The following is a 24,323-nucleotide window of genomic DNA, read 5'->3' as shown; positions in this document are numbered from 1 at the left end:
ACGGTGTCATGTGAGCTTCTCCAACCGGTCGGCCGCGGTGGCGGCTCCGCCGGCCGCGGCGAAGGAGGCCTGGATCCGCCGGGCGGCCCGGCGGGGGCCGGGCTCGTCCAGCACGGCCGTGAGCGCGTCCCGCATTTCCTCGGCCCGGGTCCGGCCGAACCGCACCCGGACCCCGGCCCCCGCCTCCACGACCTGCCGGGCCACGATCGGCTGGTCGTCCCGGATCGGCGCGACCACCAGCGGCAGCCCGTGCGCGAGGGCCTCGCAGACGGTGTTGTGCCCGGCATGGCAGACCACCGCGTCCAGGTGCGGGAGCAGCGCCGGCTGCGGCACGCGCTCCAGGTGCAGCACGTTGCCGGGCGCCGGCCCGACCAGTCCGGCGGGTGCCACGAGTACCAACTGGACCTCGTCCGCGAGGCGTTCGGCGGCGCCGAGCACCGCGCCGTAGAAGCGGGCGCCGGCTTCCTGGTTGAGCGTCCCCAGGGACACGAGCACCCGCCGCCGGTTCGGATCCAGCGCCTGCCAGGGGAATCCGGGCCCGGTCGGCCGGGCCCCGAAGGCCGGGCCCACGAAGGCGTAGTGGGCGGGGAAGTCATCCGCCCTGCCCACGAGTTCGGGGGTGGAGAAGACCAGCACGAGCCGGTCGGAGAACCGCGGATCCCAGTCGGTGCCGGGCCCGCCGCCGCATTCGGCTTCGGCGAGGAGTCCGCCGATCTGCCCCGCCACCCAGTCCCCGACCTTGGGGAAGTCGGCGAAGGGCCGCGTCAGCTCGGCCGAGGTGCTGGCGGACGTCGCCCAGGGAATCCCGAGCCGCCGCGCGACCACCGGCCCCGCGAGCGCCTGCTGGTCGGCGACCACCAGGTCCGGCCCGAAGGCCCGGGCCGCCTCCGCCACCCCCGGCACCATCGCCCGGGCCAGCGGGATCAGAGCCTCCTCCCACAGGAACCGCAGGGCCCCGACCCCGCGCAGGTCCCGCCACCGCTCGTGCAGGTCGGCGTAACCGCCGCCGGCCCGCTCTCCCGAGGGCAGGATCCGGGCGTGCGGGGGCAGCAGCCGGGCCAGCGGGCCGGCCGGCCCGGTCCAGGCGATCTCGTGCCCCCGGGAGGCCAGTTCGGCGGCCACGGCCACCGTCGGATTGACGTGCCCCGCCAGCGGCGGGACCACGAACAGCACCCTCATGGGACCAGCGCTCCCACCCGGGTCTCGGTCCGGCCGGGAGCCCGGTGCACGGCCGTCGCGTCCAGGTGGGCCAGCACGGCCGCCCGTAGCGCCCCGCTGCTCTCCTTCAGTACGTCGTGACCCAGGCCCGGAAGGATCTCCAGCGAGGCGACGTGCGCGGCGTGCTTGGCCAACTCGCGTGCCCCCGGTACGAGTTCGGAGTGCTCCCCGCAGACGATCAGCACCGGGCAGCGCAGCCGGGCGTAGTCCGCCGAGGTGAAGGTCCGGCTGGCGGCCATGTCGTCGATGAGCGTGGTGCGGTTGAGCAGCGCGTCGGCGATGGCCGTGAGGTGGGCGGCCTTGCGCAGCCGCAGGGTGAGCAGCTCGGCCGGGACGGGGCTGTCCTCCAGGCTGAGCGCGGCGGCCGACAGGGTGTCGACCATGTTCTCCACCCAGGCCCCGCTGAGCGGCGGTTCGAGGAGGGTGAGTCCGGCCACGAGGTCGGGCCGGGCCAGGGCCGCGTGCAGGGCGAGGGTGCCGCCGTAGCTGTTGCCGACCAGATGGAGCGGGCGGCCGCCCAGGCCGATGGAGCCCAGCACGGCGAGGAGGTCGCGTACGGCGGTGCGGCTGTCGTAGCCGGTGGCCGGGCGTTCGCTGCGGCCGTGGCCGCGCAGGTCGTAGAGGACGACCTCGTGCCCCGCGCGGGCCACCGGCAGGGCGAGGGGGCAGTAGAAGGAGGAGAGGTTGTCGACGACCAGCCCGTGCAGGAACACGACGACGGGGCGGTCCGGGCCGGCGGTGGCGGTGGCGGTGGCGGGGAGTTGCTGGACGTGGAAGCGGAGCGAGCCCGCGGAGACGAAGGCCACGGCGGGCTCAGCCGGCCAGGGCGGCGGCGGTGGGAGCAGCGGCCGTCGGGGCAGCGGCGTTCGTTGGGGCGGCGCTCGTCGCGGCCGGGCTCGTCGGGGCCGCGCCGCGGGCCAGGGAGGCGTGGGTGATCCGGCCGATGTGCGTGACGAGTTCGCCGACCGACATGGCGAGGATGCCGTCCATGTCCTTCTCGGAGAGGAAGCCCATCAGGTCCACCCCGGCGCCGTAGCGGTGGTGGAGCAGCTCGGCGAGAGCGACGAACTCGATGCTCTCCAGGGCGAGATCATCGTTGAAGCTCGTTCTCATCGTCACCTCCTCCGCGAGGAGGAACTCGTCTCCGACGATCTCCACGAGCATGCCGGTGATCTCGGCGAGGATGTCAGTGGCCATGGCGGGTCTCCATGAAGGGGGAGGGGACGGGGGAAGGGGCCGACGAGGACGAAGCCGGCGGGGCGGTCCAGGCCACGACGTGGCCTTCGGGCAATGCGGTGGTGCGGACGCGATGCGGGCGCCCGTCCGGGGACAGCACCCGCAGGCCGCCGGAGCCCGGGTCGTCGGCGACGTGCCAGTCGCGCGGCCGACCGCCGAGGCCGACGCCCTCGGCCTTGGCGGCGGCCTCCTTGGCGCACCAGAGCACGGTGAGGGCGGCGGGCAGCTCCGTGCCCTCCCGGTCCGACAGGGCCTCGGCGAGGCGCAGTTCGTGTGCGGTGAGGGCGATCCGTATCAGCGCGTCGGGGTCTGCGGTGACCGGCTCCACGTCGATGCCGACCGCGTGGTCGCGGTGCGCGAGAGCGACGGCGAGCCGGTCCTTGTGGGCGATGGACAGCCGCAGCCCGCGGGCGAGCGGGCCCCCGGCGACGGGCCGGCCGGCCGGGTCGTTGCCGATGGGCACCTCGGCCGGGAACACGGGACCCGCGCCGCCGTCCCACAGGAGTCGGCGCACCGCGTCCTTGGCGGCGATCCGGCCCAGCAGCCAGGGCGCCCGGGCGCGCGGGGACAGCCCCTCGTACGCCGCGCGTTCGGAGGCGCCGAGGTAGCGGCGCATCACCAGCTCCTGCGAGGCGGGGTCGGTCCACCGGCGCCGGGCCAGGCACCAGCCGGCGGGCTGGGGTTCGCCGATGCCGCAGACCTCCGGGGTGAACTTCATCGGCCAGACCCGCTCGTCGGCGCCGAACCGGCGGTACGTCCATCCGTCGATCCGGGCCCAGAGCCGGCCGGTGGCGTCCAGCAGGTCGAGATCGCCCCGCACGGTGACGTCGCGCACCTCGCGGATCCGGGCGGTGGCCCCGACCAGGGAGTGCGGGGCGGGCGGGGGCCCGTAGAAGCGGATCCGGTCGACGGTGGCGGGGAACACCAGCCGGTCCACGGGCAGTCGGAGCTGCATCCAGTGCCCGAAGAGCTGCCCGGCGGCGTCGAGCAGGGCGCCGAGGTCGGGCAGCGCCCGCAGGACACCGCGGATGCCGTCGTCGCCGACGGCCCGGACCTCGTGGACGCCGGCGAACCGGGGGCCGTGGAACATCCACCGGTCGCGGTACAGCGCCTCGGCGCTGACGGGGGCGGGGCGCGGGTCCCGGATCGGGGTGGTGTCCGGCGCGGGGGGCCGGCCGTAGCGCTCCCCGAGCAGGACGACGACGGTGGCGTACGCGCCCAGGACGACGCGGATCCGGCCGGGGCCGTCGGGGCGGGTGGTGACCTCGACGTCGACGGCGGGCTCGACGGGGAGCCAGCGCAGGGCCCGTACGTCGTCGTAGCCGAGCACGGCCGTGCCGGGCGGGGCGCCCCGGAGCGCGGCCTCGGAGGCGAGCTCCAGCATGGTCGTCATGGGCACGACCGGGAACCGGTCGGAATCCTCGGGCCAGTTGTCGGGCTGGAGGTAGACGCAGTGGTCGCGGACGTACGGGAGCGTGTCGAGCGAGAGCCGCAGGGTACGGCTGCCCCCGGCCCCGCCGGCCGGAGCCGGGGGGCGCGCGGCGGACCAGGCCTCGGTGACGCGGGCGGCCGCCGAGCGGGTGTCCGCGAGGACCGCGTCCAGGGCGGACAGCAGCACCGGCCGCCCGCCCGCCGGCGCGGGTTCCGGCGCGGCGGTCGGCGCGGCCATCGGCAGCGGCCCGCCGAGCGCGACCCGCGCCGCCTCCCCCAGCCGCACCAGCGGCGACCCGAGGTCCAGCACCACGGCCCCGGGCGTGCCCCCCGGCCGGGCCGCCGTGGCGGTGGTCCCGGGCCGCCCGGCCGGCATGTCCCGGGCCGGGGCGGGGTTCAGGCGGGGCCAGTGGGGGGAGCGGGACTCCGTCCAGAGGGCGGCGCAGGTGCGGCGCAGGGCCGCGAGGCCCTGGAGGCGGGGGGACGCGGTGGACACCGAGAGGTGGGGGCGCTCGCGCAGGGTGTCCTCGACGAACCCCGGCAGGCTGCCCGGGCCCAGCGTCACGAAGGTCCGCACGCCCTCCTCCTCGTACAGCCGCAGCGTCAACTCCCTGAAGCGCACCGGTTCCAGCAGGTGGCGCTCCACCAACTCCCGTACCTCCGCAGGCTCGGACGGGAACGGCGCGCAGGTCGTCGCCGACCACACCGGGAGCGCGGACGGCCGTAGCGGCAGCCGGGCGAAGGCGGCGCGGACCTGGCCCAGGTACGGCTCCCACATCGGCGTGTGGAAGCCCGAGCGGAACGGGAGCTCCTGGCCCAGGACCCCTTCGCCGCGCAGCCGGTCCAGGGCCTCGGACACTCCGGCGGGGGCGCCGCAGACCACCGACTGGTGCGGGCAGTTGTCGTGGCTGACCACGACCCCGTCGACCCCGTGCAGCGCGGCCTCGGCGCGCCCCGCCCCGCAGCCGAGCGCCGCGTACACGAGATCGGGGACCTTGAGCGATCCCGGCCGCAGCGAGGCGAGGAAGGCGTCGGCGGCGTCCGGCGGGTACATCCCGCCCGCGACCATCGCCGCCCACTCGCCCAGGCTGTGGCCCGCCAGCACATCGGCCTCGATGCCGAGCTCCGGCAGGACCCGCGCGAAGAACCGGCCCGTCGCGATGGCGTCCAGGGCCCGTTCCATCAGCTCCCCGCCCCGGCTCAGCGGCGGCTGCTCCAGCCCGAGCCGGTCCGCCACATCGGCGAGCACCGGCGCGAACTCCGGTTCCAGGCCCGGGAAGAGGAACGCGACCCGTCCGCCCAGCGGCTCCGGTGCGAACCACACGTCCCCGCGCCCGCGCCAGGCCCGGCCCCGCGCCACCACCTTCGCGGCCAGCGCCAGGCGCTGCGGAGTCGGCCCGACCACCGCGAGCCGGCACGGCCCGTCCCCGGTGGAGGCCGGCCCGGTCCCGGCGGTACCCGGCCCGGCCGCCGCCGCTTGCGACAGCAGCGCCGCCAACTCCGCCGGGCCGTGCGCCGCGAGCAGGAGTACGTCGTCCCGCGCGGCCGGGTCGGCCGGCGCCGTGCCCGCCGCGCCTGCCGTGCCCGCCGCGCCCAGGGGCAGGAACCGCCGCACCGGGGCCGCCGCCGGGGCCGCGGCGCCCGGCGCCTCCTCCAGCACCACGTGCGCGTTGATCCCGCCGAACCCGAACGCGTTGACCCCCGCCCGGCGCGGCGCCGGGCCGCGCTCCCAGGGCTCCGCCGCCGTCACCGGCCGCATCCGCGTCCGGGCCAGGTCCGCGTGCGGCTCCTCCAGGTGCAGCGTCGGCGGCAGCACCCCCTCGTGGACCGCGAGCGCGGCCTTGATCAGCCCAGCCATCCCGGAAGCCTGCATGGTGTGCCCGACCATCGACTTCACGGAGCCGAACCCGACCCCCGGCCCGGACCCGTCCGCGGGCCCGAACACCTGGGCCAGCGTGTCGAGTTCGGCCGCGTCACCCACCGGGGTGCCCGTGCCGTGCGCCTCCAGCAGGCCCAGCGCACCGGCCGCCCGGGGGTCCAGCCCGGCCTCCCGCCAGGCCCGCTCCAGGGCCCGTACCTGGCCTGCGACCAGCGGGCTCATCAGGCTGGCCGCCCGTCCGTCCCCGGCCACACCGGTGCCCCGGACGACGGCGTAGATCCGGTCGCCGTCCCGCTCCGCGTCCGCCAGCCGCTTCAGCAGCACCACCCCGGTGCCCTCCGACAGCAAGGTGCCGTCGGCCCGCCGGTCGAAGGGCCGGATCCGCTCACTCGGACTGAGCGCCCGCAACTGCGTGAACACGCTCCACAGCGTGGCGATGTGGCAGTGGTGCACCGCCCCCGCCACCACCGCGTCGCAGCGCCCGCCCGCCAGCAGCCCCACCGCCTGGTCCACGGCCAGCAGCGAGGAGGCGCAGGCCGCGTCCAGGGTGTAGGCGGGGCCGCGGAAGTCCAGCCTGTTCGCCGTCCGGGCGGCCGTGAAGCTCGGCACGAGGCCGATCGAGGCGTCGGGGCGCTCGGGCCCCAGCGCATCCTGGAAGGCCGAGCGCACCGCCGCGATCCGCCGCTCGCCCAGCTCCGGGGCGAGTTCGCGCAAGGTCTGCGCCAACTGGTGTGCCGTACGGACCCGTTGGTCCAGCCGGGCGGTGGCCACGCCCATGAACCCGCCGCGCCCCAGCACCACCCCGATCCGGGAGCGGTCGGCCGGCAGCCGGTCCTCGCCGCCCGCGTCGGCGATCGCCTCCGCGGTCGCGTGCAGGGCCAGCATCTGGTCCGGTTCGGCGCCCTCCACGGCCGCCGGCATGATCCCGAACCGGGTCGGGTCGAAGGCCGCCAGGCCGTCGACGAAACCCCCGCGCCGGCAGTAGAACCGGTCGCCGGCCGCCGGACCCGTGGCGCCGGACGGGTCGTAGTACACCTCCGGGTCCCAACGCCCGGGCGGGACCTCGCCGATGCAGTCCGCACCGGCGAGGAGGTTGCGGCGGTACGCCGCCAGGTCGCCGGCGCCGGGGAACACCGCCCCCATCCCGACGATGGCCGCATCGGTGGGCCGCGGGCCGCGCTGCCGTCGCTCACTCATCGCCGCGGCCCTCCTGCGCCATCAGGACCACCTGTACGTCGGACCCGTGCGCGAGCTCGGCCAGGAGCGCCGCGGTGCCCGCCCCGGGGGCGATGAGCGGGATGCCGCGCCGCGCGTACGCCCGCTCCAGCTCGGGGGTGACCATCCCGCCCGCCTCGGCCGCCCAGGGGCCCCAGTCGACGCTGAGCACCCGGCCGGGGAACGTCCCGGCCCAGGCCAGGGCGAGCGTGTCGAGCGCGTCGTTGGCGGCGGCGTAGTCGGTCTGGCCGCGGTTCCCGTACACGCCCGCGACGCTGCCGAACAGGACGAGGAACCGCGGCGCGGGGGTGTCGCCGTGCTCGGCCGCCGCGGCCGCGAGGTGCCGGGCGCCGGCCACCTTGGTGGTGAACACCTCGGCGAACGCCGCCGGTTGCTTGTCGCACAGCAGCCCGTCGCGCAGTGTGCCCGCACCGTGCACGATGCCGTCCAGGCGGCCGTGCCGGTCCCGTACGCCGGCCACCACGGCCCGTACGGCCTCCTCGTCGGTGACGTCCGCGCAGTGGTAGCGCACGGAGGCCGCCACCTCGCGCAGGGCGGTCAGGTTGGCCCGTACCTCGCGCTCGGCGAGGATCCGCGAAGCCGCCGCCTCGATCTCCGCGGGGGTCCGGAGGCCCGCGCCGATCAGGGCCGCGCGCAGGGCGACCCGGTCGTGAGCGTGACCGAACTCCTCGGCCTCGGCGGACGGTTCGGGCGTACGTCCGATCAGCTCGACGTGGCATCCGGTGGCGTCGGCCAGGGCGAGCGCGCCGCGGGCGGTGATCCCGCGGGCGCCGCCGGTGAACAGCACCACGGAGCCGGGCTCCAGGAGCGGGGCCGGGGCGTCAGATTCCGCGGCGGGAAGTGGAGCGGGTACCGCGCGGCGGCAGACCCGTACCCCCTCGGCGGTGTAGGCGACGGAGGCGGGCCCGTCGGCCGTCCCGGCCAGCTCGGCGAGGAGCTGTGCGGCGACCTGCTCGGGGGCCTCCTTGGGGTGCACGCCCACGGCGCGGACCAGCGTGCCGGGGAACTCGACGGCCGCGCTGCGGGCGAAGCCGTGCAGGCCGGCGCCGGCGCTGCCGGGTGCGGTCACGAGGAGCAGCCGGCCCACCCCGCCGGTCAGGGCGCGCTGGAGCGCGGCGAACGCCCCGGGCAGCACGGGCTCGGCCCCCGGCTCGGCCGCGGCCGGTCCGGCCCGCAGCGCGGTGAGGTCGACGATCCCGTGGAACCCGGACCCGGCCTCCGCCAGGAGGTGCACCTCGGCCCCGTGCTCCCGCAGGGCCGCCCCCAGGGCCGCGGCCAGGCCCTGCCCGTCCTCGACCACCCCGATCCGCAGTCCCCGCAGCCCTCCCGGGTCCCCGTCGGCAGCCCCGACGACCACCGTATCCACCCGCAGCCGCACCACAGGCGCCCCCGCCGCCCCCGGCACCCCGAACCCGACTCCGCCCCCGGTCCCGACTCCGCCCCCGGTCCCGACTCCGGCCCCGGTCCCGACTCCGGCCCCGGTCCCGACTCCGGCCCCGGTCCCGACTCCGCCCCCGGTCCCGACTCCGGCCCCGGCCTCAGCCCGGGGCGGGAACCCGGTGTGTGTGCCGGTGGCAGTCGGGGTTGGTTCGGGTTGGTCGGGGGTTGCCGTGCGGGTGGCGATCCAGTCGACGATGCCGCGCAGGGTCTTGATGCGGGACAGTTCCTCGACCGCGGACTCGGCGGAGGCGTCGGTGCCCTGGGGGAGGCCGATGCGGTCGGCGAGGGCGCCGATGATCTCGACCCGCTTGATGGAGTCGATGGAGAGGTCCGCTTCCAGGTCGAGCTCGGGACCGAGCATGTCCCGCGGGTACCCGGTCCGGGTGTGGACGATCTCCAGGACCACGTCCATCACCTCCTCGGGGGTCCGGGCCGCCGCCGCGCCGTGGCCCGCCGGCTGCGGTTCCTCGGCCGGAGCCGTGCTGTCGGCGGCGTCGCGCGGGTGATGGCCGTTGCCCGTCGCGGGGCCGGCCCCGTCCGCCCACCACGCGTCCGTCGCGGAGGCTGCCATCGGCGCCGCCCCGGCGGCAGGGCTCCGGGTACCCGCCGGGGCTCCCAAGTAGCCGAGCAGCACGTCCCGTTGAGCCTCGACCAGCTCGCGCGTCCCGCGCAGGTACTCCAGCAGCGCCTCCTCGCGGCGGTCCGGCGAGGGGGAGGGGGCGGCGGCCGCGGGCGCCGCCGGGGTCACGCGTCGGGCGGGTTGCAGTCCGCCGGCGACCGGGGCGCCGTCCGCGGTACGGACCAGGTGGCCGTCCACCAGCCAGCCCGGGCGGCGCGGAGCACGCTCGGGCAGCGGGACGCACCGGCCCCGGAACAGCTGCTCGGGGTCCACCGGGACGCCCGCCGCGGCGAGTTCCGCCAGCGCCGTGACCAGCCGGCGCAGCCCCGGCTCGCCCGGCACGTCCAGCGGCACCACCGTGTGCGGGCGCCCGCCGAGGATGCGTCCCACCAGCCCGGACAGGACCCGCCCGGGGCCCGCTTCCACGAAGGTCCGTACACCGGAGGCGTACATGGCCTCGACCTGTTCCACGAAGCGGACCGGCGAGGCCACCTGCCGGGCCACGAGGTCCCGTACCGCCCCGGGCTCGGCCGGGTACGGCTCCGCCGTCGTGTTCGACCACACCGGAACGGTGGCGGCGGACAGTACCGTACCGGCCAGCTCGGCCGCCAGCTCCCCGGCCGCCGCGGCCACCACCCCACTGTGGAACGCGCAGGCCACCGGCAGGAGTTCGGCCGACAGCCCGGCCTCGCGCAGCGAGTCCACCGCGGCCGAGACCGCCGCCGTGGGGCCCGAGACCACGCACTGCCGCGGCGCGTTGTGGTTCGCCACCACGCACCCGGCCTGCGCCGCGAGCTCGCGCACCTCCTCCGGTGCGGCCGCCACCGCGGCCATCGCCCCCGGATCGTCCCCGGCGGCCGCGACGATCGCCTCGGCCCGCCGCCCGCTGAGGCGCAGCAGGTCCGCCGTGTCGTACACCCCGGCCGCCCACAGCGCGGTCAGCTCCCCGTACGAGTGCCCCGCCACGCAGTCCGGCCGTACGCCGAGCCCCCCGAGGAGCCGGTACGCCGCGACCCCCGCCAGCCCCAGCGCGGGCTGTGCCACCCGCGTGTCGGTGACCGCGGCCCGCTGCTCCGCCCGGGCCCCGGCGGTGAACGCGGCCGGGGGGAACACCGCCGAGACAACCGCCTCCGGGGCCTCGTCGAGCTGTGCGCGAAGCGCCGGGAAGGCGGCGTACAACTCCGCCAGCATTCCCACGCGTTGGCTGCCCTGCCCCGGGAACAGGAACGCCACCCGGCCCGGATCCGCCCCCTCCTCCCGTACGTGGACCCCCGGGCCCGAGGTGAACGCCCGGGCCCGCGCCAGCCGGTCCGCCAGCTCGTCCAGGTCGGCGGCGACGACCGCGACCCGGATCGTGTCCCGGCCGGCGCCAGGGCTGCCACCGGGGCCGGCGCCAGGGCTCCCACCAGGGCCGACGCCCCGCCCCACACCCCGCCCCGCCCCCCTGGCCGGGCCCGCGGCGAGGGAGTTCTCCGCCGCGAGGTCGCGCAGCGCCCAGGGCCGCCCGGCTGCGTCGTTCTCCTCCAGTCGCGCCGCCAGCCGTGCCATCGCCCGCCCCGCCGCGCGCCGGTCCTCGCCGCGGAAGCAGAACAGCTCGGCCGGCCACTCCTCGTGGCCGTGCACCGGCTCGGCCGCGCCGGAGTAACCGGCAAGCACCGCATGGTAGTTGGTGCCTCCGAAGCCGAAGGCGCTCACGCCGGCGATCCGCCGCTCCACCGGCGCCGTCCAGGGCCGGGCCTCGGTGTCGAAGAAGAAGGGGCTCCGGTCCGCGTCCCACGCCGGGTTCGGCGCGGTGAGGTGCAGCGTCGGCGGCCGCACCCCCGCGTGCACCGCCCGGGCCGCCTTGATCAGTCCGGCCAGGCCCGCCGCGCACTTGGTGTGTCCGAGCTGGGACTTCACCGAGCCCAGTGCGCACGAGCCGGGCGCGGCGCCCGAGGAGCCGAACAGGTCGCTCAGCACCGCCAGTTCCGTGCTGTCCCCGACCACGGTGCCGGTGCCGTGCGCCTCCACCAGCCCCACCTCGGCCGGCGTGATGCCGGCCCGCGCGTAGGCCCGCTCCAGCGCCCGCCGCTGGCCCTCCGGCCGGGGCGCGGTGAGACCGAGGGAGCGGCCGTCACTGGCCGCCCCGACCGCCTTGACCACCGCGTACACGCGGTCGCCGTCGCGCTCCGCGTCCGCGAGCCGCTTGAGCACCAGCGCGCCGACGCCCTCGCCGAGGGCGATCCCGTCGGCGGCCGCGTCGAACGGCCGGCAGCGGCCGGTCGGCGACAGGGCCCGTACGGAGGCGAACATCAGGTAGTCGTTGATGCCGTTGTGCACGTCCGCGCCCCCGCACAACACCATGTCGCTGTCGCCGTCGCGCAGTTGGCGGCAGGCGAGGTCGAGGGCGGCGAGCGAGGAGGCGCAGGCCGCGTCCACCGTGCAGTTCGCGCCGCCGAGGTCGAGGCGGTTCGCGACCCGGCCGGCGATCACGTTGGCCAGGATGCCGGGGAAGGAGTCCTCGGTCAGCCGGGGCAGTTGCCCGTCCAGCTCCGGCGGCAGCTCGCCCAGGTATGCGGGGTGCAGCGCGCGCAGACCGTACGCGCCCGCCAGCTCGGTGCCGGCCTCCGCGCCGAACACCACCGAGGTCCGCGAGCGGTCGAAGACGCGCTCCTTGCCGTATCCGGCGTCCGCGAGGGCGCGCGCCGAGATCTCCAGCGCCAGGAGCTGCACCGGTTCGATGCCCGCCAGCGAGGCCGGCGGGATGCCGTGCGCGAGGGCGTCGAAGGGCACCGGGTCCAGGAAGCCGCCCCAGCGGGACGGGGTGCGCTCGCCGGCCCGTCCCGGGTCGGCGTCGTAGTAGAGCGCCGGATCCCAGCGCTCGGCCGGGACCTCGGTCACCGCGTCCTTCCCGGCCAGGACGGCCGCCCAGTAGGCGGCGAGGTCGGGTGCCCCGGGGTAGGCGCAGGCCATCCCGACGATGGCCATGTCGAGCGGTTCGGCCGGCTCGGCCGGCTCCGGCCGTGCGGCGGCCGCGAAGTCCCGGGCCCGCCGCTCCAGCAGCGCGGTGGCGCCTTCGGTGACCTCGCCGTGCAGTGCGGCGATCGTCGTCGTCCCGGACCGCAGTGCCGCGGCCTGCCCGAGCATGAACAGCCCGTCCTGGTACTGCTGTTCCTCCCCGACCGGTTCCAGTCCGGCCGGACCCCGGCGCAGCCCCTTGCTCGCGATCCGCAGCCGGCCCAGGTTCAGCCGCTCCAGCTCCTCCCACACCGCGCGCGCCTCGGTCCCGTCCTGCGTGAGCCGCCGCCGGGCCGCCTCGAAGGTCTCGGCGTACGGGGTGGCCGCGCAGCGCGTGGCGTGTCCGGGCGCGGTGTGCAGCAGCACGGTGTCCGCGCACTCCAACGCCGCCCGCTGGAAGACCGGCAGCACCGCGCCCGCCGTCACGGCCTCCTCGGTGAACAGGTACGCGGTCCCCATCAGCACCCCGATCCGTGCTCCCCGCTCGGCCAGCGGAGCCGCGGCCGCCACCGCCATCGCGGCGGACCGGGCATCGTGCACGCCGCCCGCGAACAGCACGTCGAGCGCGGCCGGTTCGGGGCAGGAGAGCAGCAGCTCGATCTGCTCCTCCCACAGCGGGAACGAGGCCCGCGGCCCGACGTGGCCCCCGCACTCCAGCCCCTCGAACACGAACCGCCGTGCGCCTTCGGCGAGATACCGCTCCAGCAGCCCCGGGGAGGGCACGTGCAGGTGCGTCGAGATCCCGGCCGCCTCCAGGGGATCCGCCTGCGCGGGGGTGCCGCCGGCGATGATCGCGTACGGCGGGCGCACCTCGGCGACGGCCGCGAGCTGCTCCCGGCGCAGCTCGGGCGGGGCGAAGCCGAGCAGGCCGACGCCCCACGGGCGGTCCCCGAGCCGGCGGGCCGTCTCGGCGAGCAGCCGGCGTACGTCCGGGCCCTCCATCACCGCGAGGGCCAGGTACGGGACCCCGCCTTCGGCGGCCACCGCCCCGGCGAAGGCCGCCTGGTCGCTCACCCGGGTCATCGGGCCCTGCGCGACGGGTCGCGGCCGCAGCAGGGGCCGGGCCGCCGCGGCTGCCGCCAAGTGCCCCGTCACGGCGGCCCGTACGGCCTGGAGGACACCTCCCGTGGTGCGGTGGCGGGCCGCGAGCCGGGCCGCCGAGGCGCCGTCCTGCCCGACGGGCAGCAACTGCGCGTGCAGGTCCCGGGCCCCGAGCAGCCTGGCCACCGGGCCTTCGGGGCGGGGCAGGTCCGGCCGGGCGAACACCCGGTGGCCGTCGTCCAGTCGGGTCTCGGAGCCGTCCATGGACCGCAGGGCAGCGGCCACTTCGGCCGGCAGGGCGGCTGCTCCCTCCGTGGTCAGGGCCAGTTGTACGTCAACCAGCACGCCGGCGGCTCCGCCCGCTACGGCCGCGGCCGCCGTGTGCGGTCCGATGCCGCCGTACGCGAGGACGGGCACCCCGGGGCCGGGTCCGGCCAGCAGTTGCTGGAGCAGTACGAAGGTGGTGGCCGACCCGACCCGGCCGGCCGCTTCGTGGCCCTTGGCGACGATGGCCGCGACCCCTGCGGCCACCGCGGTCCGGGCCTCCGCCGGGCTCACGGCCTCGGCCCACACCCGGCGCAGCCCGCCCGCGGCCCACCCGGCCACCCGCTCGGGGGTGTGGTCCGCCGGGTCGGCGAGGAGCACCGTGTCCACCCCGGCCGGCAGTTCGCCGGGCCCCAGCGCGCACCCGGCGGGCACCCGCACCCCGTACCGGCGATCACCGCCCGGGCCACCCCGGCCCCGGCCACCCCCGCCGCCCCCACGGCCCCCGCCGCCCCCGAGCCGTCGGCCCAGCTCGGCGAAGGCCGCCCGCGCGGCGTCGGGGTCCCGCCCGAGATCGAGCAGCCCGAGCGCCCCCGCCCGCTCGGCGGCAGCGGTGATCCCGGCGTTCGGCTCCTCGAAGGGGGTGACCGCGACGACGAGGTCGCGGGTGGCGGAGGACGGCGGGGACGGCTCGGACAGCGGGGACGGCTCGGGCTGGGGGGTCACGGGCGCTCCTCATCGAGTGCTGTGTCACATTTCGCAGGGCCGGACGCGGTGGTGCGCCCCCGGGAGTACCGGGGTCCGAGCGACGAAGGACGGAGGCAACGAGCGGAGGCAACGGGCGGCACGGTCCGACGCGACGCGAACCGTCGCGGCGCGGCACACGGACCGGCCGGGCGACCCGCCACGCGGCGCGGCGGGCTTGAACGGTGGTCAACTTCCCCGATGCCGGGTTGCATCGTGCGGTGGCCACCGCGCACTGTCAACGGGCATACGGAGTACGTTGCTTCGCATCCGCGGCACGCTCAGCGCACCCCGAACGCGCCCCGGGCGGACCGGAATCCACCCCTCGCCGAGCCGGTGGCCTGCGCGTTCCCCGCCCGGGCGGCGGGACCCCGACCCCCGGGGCGGCGTACCGACCGGCCCGAGGTCATGCCGCACCGGTCTGTCTTGTCGCCGTTCCGGCATGAAAGCCTTTGGCGAGGCGGACATTTGTTCACCCGTCGGCCCTTACAGGTACAGCATCGCGCGGTTACCGTCCGGTCATGACCCCCACCCTCGCGCAGCTTCGCTACCTGGTCGCCGTCGCGGACTGCCGCTCCATCACCGGCGCGGCCGCCTCGGTCTTCGTTGCCCAGTCCGCCCTCTCCCGGGCCGTCCAGGCCATGGAACGCGACCTCGGCGTCGAACTCCTCGCCCGGCGGGGAAGGGGGGTGGACCTCACGCCGGAAGGGGCCCGGGTCGTCCGGCTGGCGCGGACCGTCCTCAACGCCGTGGAGGCGATAGACGACATAGGTACCCCGCACGGCAAGGTGACCCGGGACGTCCTCACCCTCGTCACCACCCCCACCCTGGCCCTCGACCTGGCCACCGACCTGGTGGCGGGCTTCACCGAACGCCATCCCGGCGTCGACGTGCGACTCCAGCAGCACGACAGCCGGGAGGTCCTGGTCCGGGAACTGACCGAGGGCAGAGCCGAGCTGGCCCTCGTCGACCTGCCTGTCGACAGCGGTCTGTCCACCCATCACATCCAGGAACGCGAGGTGGTGCTGATCTCGCCGATCGGCTCGCGACTGCCCGACCCGGTGCCGTTCCGGACGCTCGACGGGCTGCCCATGGTGCTGCCCTGCCCGGGGACCGGCCGGCGCACCGAGATGGAGGCCATGTTCAGCTGCCTGGGCGTGCGCCCCGTACCGAGCCTGGAGGTGGACGAGCGCCTCGCCTGGGTGACGGGCGTGACCGACGGCCGCGGCTCACTCATCTGGTACCGGGACGTCGTGACCAGGGCCTTCGGCAGCCGCGCGGAGATCCGCTCCTTCACCCCGCCCCTGCTGCGCCCGGTGGGCATCGCGCACGCCCGGCGCCCGCTGGGCCGGGCGGCGCGCGCGTTCATCGCACACGCCCGGCACAACACGCCCATACGGGAGCCGGGTCCCTGACCCGGCCCGGCGGCTCGGCGACCCGGCCAACCCGGCGGACGGGGCCGGGGTCGACCGGAAGTGCCCCCACAACCCGCCAGGCATGCCCGCACGGCATTGAACGATGCTCAAACGGGCTGTCGTTGGCGCTGGCGCCACTGAATGACGGCCCATCACATTGTGCGCATGTCCCGACACCTCACACCCCCACGGGCCGCCGCCGTCATCGCGACCGCGGCGCTCGCCACCCTCCTGCCGGCGGCCGCCTGGTTGAGCAGCGCCACCGCCTCCCCGGCCGGGTCCGCGCCCGCGCCCGCGCCCGCGGCAGCGGCAGCGGCCGCCGGCGCCCTGGCGCCCGAGAAGAAGTGCACCCTCCCCGGCGGCCTGGCGGAGCTGAGCGGTCTCGCCATGAGCCGCAAGCACGCCGGTGTCTTCTACGCCGTCAACGACAGCGGCAACACCAACCAGGTCTTCGCCATCGACTGCAACGGCGCGACGGGGCAGCTCAAGGCCACCTTCACCGTCTCCGGCGTGGGCAACACCGACTGGGAGGGCCTCGCCATCGGCAAGGACGCGGCCGGCGGTCCGGTGATCCTGGTCGGCGACATCGGGGACAACTTCGGCAACCGCGCCGAGATCACCGTGCACAGCTTCGCCGAACCCGACCAGCTCGCCAACACCGCGGTCACCCCGGTCACCTACCGCTTCGCCTACGCCGACGGCAAGCACGACGCCGAGTCCCTGCTCGCCGACCCCGTCACCGGTCAGCTCTACATCGCCAGCAAACTGATCGGCGCCGCGGGCCAGTTGTACAAGGCTCCGCTGCCGCCGGTCGCAGGCCAACTGGGCACCCTCACCGCGGTCCGGCCAGGACCGGTGTTCGCCACCGACGGGGCGTTCTCGCCGTCGGGTGCCTCGTACACCCTGCGCAGCGGCGGGCCGCTCGGCGCGAACACGGCCTCCGTGTACAGCGCCGCCGGGACCAAGCTCGCGGACGTGGCCCTGCCCGCGCAGTCCCAGGGCGAGACGGTGACGTACGCCGACTGCACGAACCTGCTGGTCGGCTCCGAGAACGACACCCAGATCTGGCGGGTCCCGCTGCCGCCCGAGGCCACCCCCGGATGCGGCACCACGCCGACCCCCACACCCACACCCACACCCACGCCCACGCCGACTCCGGGTGATCTGAAGATCACCAACCCCGGCCCCCAGACCTGCAAGTTCAACCAGACCTGCACCATCCAACTCACCACCACCGGCGGCAAACCCCCCGCCCGCTACACCGCCACGGGACTCCCCTTCGGCCTCACCCTCGACACCAACACCGGCCGCATCACCGGCAAACCCTGGGCCATCGGAACCGTCCAGATCACCGCCACCGCAACCGACACCACCCCCACCACCGCAACCACCACCTTCCCCCTCACCCTCAACTGGTTCTGAGAGGACGTCCTGTTTGAACAAGCGATAGTTCATGGTTTGTGCCAGGTTATGACTGTTTCGCCGGTTGCTCGTTTCGCGAGGTTGGAGATCATCGCGAGGCGGATCATGCTCTCGGAGTGGGCGGGTTTGGTCTCGTAGTCGCGGGCGAGGCGGCGGTGCATCATGATCCATCCGAAACTTCGCTCGACTACCCAGCGCCGCGGGATCACGGAGAAGCCTTTGACCTGCTCGTTTCGAGGGACGACGTCGACGTCGATGCCGAGCGAGGCGCCGTGTTCGATCGCCTTCTTCTTGTAGCCGGTGTCGACCCACGCCTTGCGGATCGTGGGGTGGTCGACGGCGACGCGGGTGAGGAGCCGTATGCCGGCCTCGTTGTCCGAGACGCTGGCGGCGGTCACCATGACCAGCAGTAACAGGCCGAGGGTGTCCACGACGATGCTGCGCTTGCGTCCGACGATCTTCTTGCCGGCGTCGGTGCCCTGGGTGTCGACGGGCACGCTGGGAGCGGTCTTGACGGACTGGGCGTCGATGACGCATGCGGTGGGCTCGGCGGCACGTCCTTCCTGCTCACGGACCATGCGATGCAGGTGGACGCCGAGTTTCTCGATCGTGCCGTCGGCGGTCCAGGCGCTGAAGTACCCGAAGACGGTGGTGTGCGGCGGGAAGTCGTGAGGCAGGTAGCGCCAAGGCACCCCGGTCCGGTTGAGGAAGAGGATGGCGTTCATGACTTCCCGCAGGTCGGCGACCTTTCCACCGAGGTTGAGCGAGGTCTTCTGCCGCTCGGTCCGCCAGGCGGTCAAGATCGGCTCCATCAACGCCCAGCGGGCATCGGACAGATCGCTGGGATAGGGCAGGCGGGAGGGCTGCGGCGTCATACAGACACTGATGCACGTGCCCCGCAGGGCCGCCATCGCTCGAACGAGCGAGGCAAAACAGCACTCGGCGGGTCATCCTCGAACCGGACAGGAGCTATCGGCCGGATTACGGATGAAAGGGGCCTCCAAGCCCGCCTCAGAATCGACACAATCTGCGTAAAAGCCCTGCATAGTGGCAAGTTCACCAAGCGGCAAACCATTCCATACCTACGCATTAGCGGTGTGAACGTCCTCTGAGATCTCTACCGAACCAGAACGGTTCAGTGTGATGTTGGGCTCTGCAAGGGTTACGGTGATCAATCCTGGCGCTGGGGAGGTGCCAGGTCTCCTGAAAGGGAGGGATAGTTGTGTGGATCCGCATGCGTGTGGGTCGCTTCGCTGTCGTCGGCGCGCTAGCGATGTCACTTTTGACGGGGGGAGTGGCCGCCAGAGCTGAAGTCGAGCGCACCACCCCAAGTGTCGCGCCTGTTGATGGTGGGGCGGTGGGCAAGGGACGCTCCTCCAGGCCTCTGGAGCCCCCAAAGCCGATGACGAAAGAGGAGCGCAGCGCCCAAATCGAGAGATTGAAGGTTCGTGACGCTCCTGGAGTTGCCTCCGTGGGCGAGAAGGGGGAGGTCAGGGCCTACTCAAGGATCCCCAAGAGCACGCAGAAGCAAATGGAACCATCCCTGATCACTCGTCTTGCTGTAACCACGGGAGCGGCTCCCAGCGCACCAACAAATTTCAGGCCCGTTCCGATCGGCTATGTCAGCTGGCCGCTCGAATGGGGTGGAATGCAATGGGATAATCCTGATGGCGTCAACAAGTGGGCGGCGCATATAGCATTCTATCGAGCCTCCGATAATGTACTGCTGAATGAAAGCTGCGGGGTCTGGGGCGAAGCCCACGCCAGCAATACATATTACAATAGCCAGTACGACACAATGTCTCTCGCTGACGAGTATTACATTAAGGTCGCAATCGCTAAGGACGACCTAAACTCCAATCCGTTCAATTGGAACTGCGCGACAAACTGGAGCGCGGAGGCGAAATCACCCGCCATGCCGCCTCAGGCGCGCAGAGCCACGCTTCCGGCAGCGGAGCTGACGGGGTGCGTGTGCGTCGATGCGACCGGGCGGCCGACGATCAACGGTCACATGGGTGACCCGGTGAACACGTCGACTGGGGCACTGACTGAGACCTCGGTGGACGCCGTTATTCCCGCTCCGGGTGTGTCACTCAGTATAGGGAGGGCCTACAATTCGACCAACACCTCCTCCGGGTCACTCGGTAAGGGGTGGTCACTTCCTTATGACACACGCCTGGAGATATCTGGCCCGACTGTTACCTACACATCGGACACGGGCGTTCAGGCGCGCTATACGGAAGAGTATCCCGGGGTCTACAAGGCTGTCTCCGTGGGGGTCCGGTCGGCTCTGTCCGGATCTCTTGCCTCAGGGTTCAAACTGACCACACCGGACGGCAGAATTCTCGAGTTCGACGGTTCGGGACGCCTCACGTCCTGGAAGGACTCGGCTGGGCGCGGCATGATGTTCGCCTATAGCGCCGCTGGTCTGGCCACCGCCACGGACGTACACGGGCGTACGACCAAGTTCAGCATCGACGGCACCACCCGCCTGCTGACGGGGGTGGAGTTGTCCGATGGGCGGACGATTGCCTACGGGTATACCGCGGGTCTGCTGGCGTCGGTCAAGGGTGTGGATGGGAAAACTGTCGCGTACAACTACGACGCGGCTGGTCGGCTGGCCGGCATCACGGACCCTGCGGGCCGCAAGGTCATGCAGACCACCTACGACGCCTCCGGACGGGTTTCCAAGCAGGTTGATGCCGAGGGGAAGGAAACAGAATTCACCCGTGCCGTCCAGGAGAGCTCTTTCAAGGACTCCAATGGGGGCATCTGGACCGACCTCTACAATGGCAGCGTCTTGAGCACCCGCATCGACCCGTTCGGCAGCATGACTCAGCTCGTCTACGACGAGGCTCTGAGGCTGACCGGCGTCGTAGATGCGCGCGGTAGCCGCACGAAGATGTCATATGACGCTCGTGGGAACCTGCTGAGCAGGACCGAGAGCGCGCTCACACAGACGTGGACGTACACCGCGAGCGACAAGATCGCCTCGTACACGGACGGGCGCGGCGCGAAGACGACATACACGTATGACGGCAAGCAGCAGTTGGCCGAGGAGAATGGCCCGGACGGCAAGCGGACCTACACCTACGACGCTCTGGGCCAGGTCAAGACCACGACATCGCCAGGTGGCAAGGTCCGTGCGTTCACCTATGACGACAAGGGCAACCTGACATCGGAGACAACGCCGTCGGGCGCCAAGACCACGTACACCTACGACGCCGCGGGCAGCCTCCTGACGACCACTGAGCCCCTTGGGAACGTCGCGGGCGCAGACCCGGCCAAGTACACCTCCACCAATGCGTATAACGCCGCTGGCTATCTGGCGAAGATCACTGACGCTGCTGGTCGCGTGACATCGTTCGAATACGACGCGAATGGCAACAAGACGAAGGTGACGGACGCCGTTGGCCGGGTCACCAGCTACACCTATGACAGTTCCAACCGGCCCGTCACTGTGACGGCGCCTGGCGGCTCCATCACGAGCTCGGTCTACGACGCAGTCGGCAACGTCACAGCGACCGTTGACGCAGCTGGCGGCAAGAGCACCTATAACTACGACAAGGCGAACCGCCTGGTCGCCACGACAACCCCCCGGGGCAATGTCGCCGGCGCTGATCCGGCCAAGTACACCACCACCTACGGCTACGACGCGAACGGGAACCGAACCCAGACCGTCGACCCGACGGGAGCACTGACCACCACAGAGTTCGACGGGTCGAACCGCCCGGTCTCGGTGACCAACCCGCTGGGGCGAGTGACCAAGAGGAAGTACGACGGCAACGGCAACGTAATAGAGGTGACCGACGCCCTGGGCAAGGTCACCACTCTCACCTACACGCCATCCGGCCAGCTGAGCACGGCCAAGAACCCGTTGGGAAAGACTGCCACTTACACCTATGACGCCGACGGCAGTCGCACCGCCGCTACGTCTCCGCTGGGTCACAAGATCAGCTGGACCTACGACGCCAGCGGCCGAATAGCGACCCAGACTGCTCCCCAAGGGAACATGCCTGGTACCGATCCAGCGAAACACACCATCACGTATGCGTACGACGCTGCCGGTAACCCGACGAAGGTGACTGACCCTCTGGGCGGAACACAGACCTTCAGCTACGACACAACCGGACAGCGGACCGCCGCAACCGACGCGAACGGCAGGACCACTCAAACCGCCTACGACATCCTGGGACGCATCCAGACTGTCACTGCTCCGGACGGTGGCCAGACGGCATACACCTACGACGTGGCCGGCAACGTCAAGACGCGAGTCGATGCCAATCAGCACACCACCACTTACGACTACAACGCGGCCCAGCAACTGACCTCGGTGACCGACCCGCTGAATCGAACGGTCCGATACAGCTACGACGCGGACGGCAACCGAAAGACCGTCACAAATGCCCGCGGCATCGTGACCACGACCGTCTTTGACCCTGTTGGCCGCCCGACCAGCATCGACTACGCGGACGCAACCCCCGACGTCATCACCACGTATGATGCCGTCGGCAACCGCACGACAGTCGTCGACGGCTCGGGCAGCCGCACTTTCACCTACGACGCGCGCAACCGGCTCAAGGCTGCCTCGGTACCCGATCAGACCAACGGCTTCACCTACAACTACGACGACGCTGGGCAGCTCACGACCCGCACTCTGCCGCACGGACGGGCCACCACCTACACCTACGACGACGGCAACCGTCGCACCGCTACAACCGACGGCGCGGCCATCACCTACGGCTACGACCCCGCTGGACATCTCACCAGTACCCAGTTGCCCAACGGCAGCGGTTACACCGAGACCCGCACCTTCGACAACGCAGGTCGCATGACCGGCATCGCGAGTGTCAAGGCAGGCGTCACACTGACCAGCCGACAGGCAACACTCGACCCTGCTGGTCAGCCTAGGCGCGTCGATTCCGTGGATCTCACCTTCGGCAACCAGAGCATGGCCAAGTCGCACTACTACGGATACGACAACGCCGGCCGCCTACTCACAGACTGCACCTCGACCACCAAGGCTGACAGCTGCCCCACGGGCTCCCCGACCGTTGCATACACCTACGACAAGGTCGGAAACCGCAAGACCACTGTCGAGGCTGACGGAAGGGCAACGGCCTACAGCCACGATGTAGCGGACCAACTCACCCAGACGGTCCAAGACGCGACCACCGTGGCATACGAGTACGACGCGGACGGCAACCAGGTCAAGGCCGGTGCACACACCTACCGCTTCGACGCCCAGAACCGATTGACCGCAATGACCCAGGGCACCAAGACCTGGGCGACCTTCACCTACGACGCGGACGGCAACCGGGCCAAGCGCGACAGCACTACCCGCGCCTGGGACATCAACAACAGCCTGCCGCTCCTCGCCGCCGAGTACAGCAGCACAGGCGCAGTGAACTCCGATTACACCTACAACCCCCTCGGCGAAATCGAATACGGCCACGTCCCGAATTACCCAACTTCCGCCGCCGTCTACTACCATCGCGACCTTGTCGGCTCCATCACTGGCCTTACCACCCCCAGCGGCACCATGGCGGCGGCGTATGACTACACGGATGCCTTCGGCGCCGGCGGCCCCTTTACCGACATTGAAGCCCCCCGGAGTAACTTCGGCTACACGGGCCAGTACAAGGAGCTGATCAGGGGAGAAGAGGGCACACCCACAGAGGCCCTTGGCTACAACCTCCGAGCCCGCTCGTACGACCAGACGACAGGCCGCTTCACCAGCCACGACCCCTACACGGCAGGTCAGGACTCTCCAACGGAATCCTCCTACGCCTACGTCGGCAACGCACCCACCAACCGCTTTGACCCCGCAGGCACCTGCTGGTGGATCCCTGGTAGCGGAAAGGAAAGCTGCTGGACCGCTGAAATACCGGGAACTTCATCAATCCCGCTCTCCACGAGTATGAAATGGATCACCAATTCATACATGGATTCATGCAAGGCGGGCGCCGAGTACGCGAAGGAGAACGGCCGATGGGGCTGGACCGGATGCATGGACGAGTTCACGGGGATGGGTTCGGTCCGGCGCGGCATTGATTCCTTCCAGCAAGGCGACACGGTAGACGGAGTCGCACAATGCCTTGGCGGGGTAGGACAGTTTGGCCTGCTCGTACTTCCTGGGCCGAAGATGGGCGGAGGTCCGGGTGTTCGGCTGGCGCCGACGGTGGTAAAGGGAGGAAACTACTCCTTCTATGAGACTGTCGGCGATGCCGCTGCCGCCGGAATCGACGTAAGCTATTTCAGCTACAGGGTCAGACTCGCACGCGATGCATCCAGTATCGGAAAAAAGAAGTCGGCAGCCTTCGGTGAGCTAAAGCTGGGAAACACTGGGGTTCACGATATCCCATCCGGCAGTGGAAAAGGTAACTCACAGGTCGGCTCTGCTCCATATTTTAATGACCACCAGTTCTCCGGCGAGAAAATATGGAGGGTAAGTGATGCAGAGCAGAAGATATTCGAACAGGCTGCCCGGCTTGTAGAGGAATCCGGAATCAAATCCGGCACTCTCACTGTTGGATCTTCGCGACCAGTCTGCGACTCATGTCAGGCTGTGGCTGCCGCTTTCGCAGCCCGCTATCCGAACATTAAGGTGCGCTTGTTCTCGCTCGACATGGATCTGCTCAATTAGTCCGGGCGTTCCACACCTCATTGCCCTCCCAGCCCGTCGCCACGGGCTGGGAGGGCAATGAGGTGTTACTGTCACTAGCGTGACTACTTCTGTAGATTCTACTTTGATCGAAAGTTGCGAAGAGCGATGAGGGATCGAGAATGGCCGCCCACGTGGGGCGATAGCACTCCGGTTGAGCGGGTTCGAGCTGCGATCCATATCGTAGCCACTCGATTGACCGACGCCAGACACCGTGTCGCGGGGTTGGATGCAGCAGAAATCGCTGCAGTTGCCGGAGATCAATCCGCCTCAATAGGTGAAGCGTATCGTGAGTTTCTGAAGATTGCAGGAAAATCCGCCGGCCGTCTATTCGTTGGGAGCGATATATTCTTCCCGCAAATGCTCGGCCTCTGGGGCGATTCCAAGGATTTGCTGGATGAAAATGACTGCCCTCCATTCCTGCAGTCAACCGATCGCGTATTCATGATGCATCAGGGGTATCAGTTCTACTTCCTCCGAGGTATTGGCGATGATCCGGAAGTCTGGTCATACTGCGAGGGGGATTCAACTCCGAAGCAAGATTCGCCGAAATTTACGGATTGGCTCCGGTGTTGGGTGGATCGATATCTAGCGGCGCTCGGGTGAGGTTTTATTTGGAACTGGAGCAAATCGCGCGATATCGGTTAGCGGTCGATCGAAATTAGATTCGGATGACTCTCTGCCCTGGATTTGTGTGCGGATGGAGAGGCTGTTGGC

The 24,323-nt window shown here is 71.8% G+C and carries 9 protein-coding genes and 1 pseudogene; 4 read left to right on the top strand and 6 right to left on the bottom strand.

What is annotated here, in order from left to right:
- Positions 1-6: 6 nt before the first annotated feature.
- The 5 genes and pseudogenes from AB0M99_RS17980 to AB0M99_RS17960 form a co-directional block, all read right to left on the bottom strand.
- On the bottom strand, positions 7-1,179 hold the full coding sequence (locus tag AB0M99_RS17980) for a glycosyltransferase (protein WP_365921408.1): 1,173 nt from the start codon (positions 1,177-1,179) through the stop codon (positions 7-9).
- Entirely contained in the window at positions 1,176-2,024 is an 849-nt protein-coding gene (locus AB0M99_RS17975) for an alpha/beta hydrolase (protein WP_365921406.1), read from the bottom strand. Before AB0M99_RS17975 ends, AB0M99_RS17980 begins: the two co-directional genes overlap by 4 nt.
- Before the next feature lie 7 nt (positions 2,025-2,031).
- Positions 2,032-2,415 (bottom strand): acyl carrier protein, encoded by a 384-nt coding sequence (locus tag AB0M99_RS17970; protein ID WP_365921404.1) that lies wholly within the window; start codon positions 2,413-2,415, stop codon positions 2,032-2,034.
- Positions 2,405-6,957: pseudogene (locus AB0M99_RS17965) on the bottom strand (beta-ketoacyl synthase N-terminal-like domain-containing protein). Before AB0M99_RS17965 ends, AB0M99_RS17970 begins: the two are co-directional and overlap by 11 nt.
- Positions 6,954-14,087 carry an SDR family NAD(P)-dependent oxidoreductase gene (locus AB0M99_RS17960; protein WP_365921402.1) on the bottom strand — a complete coding sequence of 2,378 codons (7,134 nt, stop codon included), beginning with the start codon at positions 14,085-14,087 and terminating at the stop codon, positions 6,954-6,956. The pseudogene AB0M99_RS17965 and the gene AB0M99_RS17960 overlap by 4 nt, the downstream one beginning before the upstream one ends.
- Before the next feature lie 539 nt (positions 14,088-14,626).
- Between AB0M99_RS17960 and AB0M99_RS17955 the strand changes: the two genes are divergently transcribed.
- Positions 14,627-15,520, top strand: a complete 894-nt coding sequence (locus tag AB0M99_RS17955) for a LysR family transcriptional regulator (RefSeq protein ID WP_365921400.1) — start codon at positions 14,627-14,629, stop codon at positions 15,518-15,520.
- Between the two features lie 165 nt (positions 15,521-15,685).
- The gene (locus AB0M99_RS17950; protein ID WP_365921398.1) at positions 15,686-16,942 is read left to right on the top strand and encodes a putative Ig domain-containing protein; all 1,257 of its coding nucleotides are present in this window, start codon (positions 15,686-15,688) and stop codon (positions 16,940-16,942) included.
- A 29-nt stretch (positions 16,943-16,971) separates the two neighbouring features.
- On the opposite strand, the gene AB0M99_RS17945 is transcribed toward AB0M99_RS17950, so the two are convergent.
- Positions 16,972-17,817 (bottom strand): IS5 family transposase, encoded by an 846-nt coding sequence (locus AB0M99_RS17945; RefSeq protein WP_365921396.1) that lies wholly within the window; start codon positions 17,815-17,817, stop codon positions 16,972-16,974.
- Between the two features lie 527 nt (positions 17,818-18,344).
- On the opposite strand from AB0M99_RS17945, the gene AB0M99_RS17940 reads away from it, so the two are divergent.
- On the top strand, positions 18,345-23,588 hold the full coding sequence (locus AB0M99_RS17940; RefSeq protein ID WP_365921394.1) for a DUF6531 domain-containing protein: 5,244 nt from the start codon (positions 18,345-18,347) through the stop codon (positions 23,586-23,588).
- 213 nt (positions 23,589-23,801) lie between these two features.
- Positions 23,802-24,212 carry an SMI1/KNR4 family protein gene (locus AB0M99_RS17935; RefSeq protein ID WP_365921392.1) on the top strand — a complete coding sequence of 137 codons (411 nt, stop codon included), beginning with the start codon at positions 23,802-23,804 and terminating at the stop codon, positions 24,210-24,212.
- Positions 24,213-24,323 lie beyond the last annotated feature (111 nt).

This window comes from Streptomyces sp. NPDC051183 (assembly GCF_040682455.1).
Taxonomy (GTDB): Bacteria; Actinomycetota; Actinomycetes; order Streptomycetales; family Streptomycetaceae; genus Streptomyces.
This window is presented reverse-complemented; position numbering and strand designations above follow the sequence as displayed.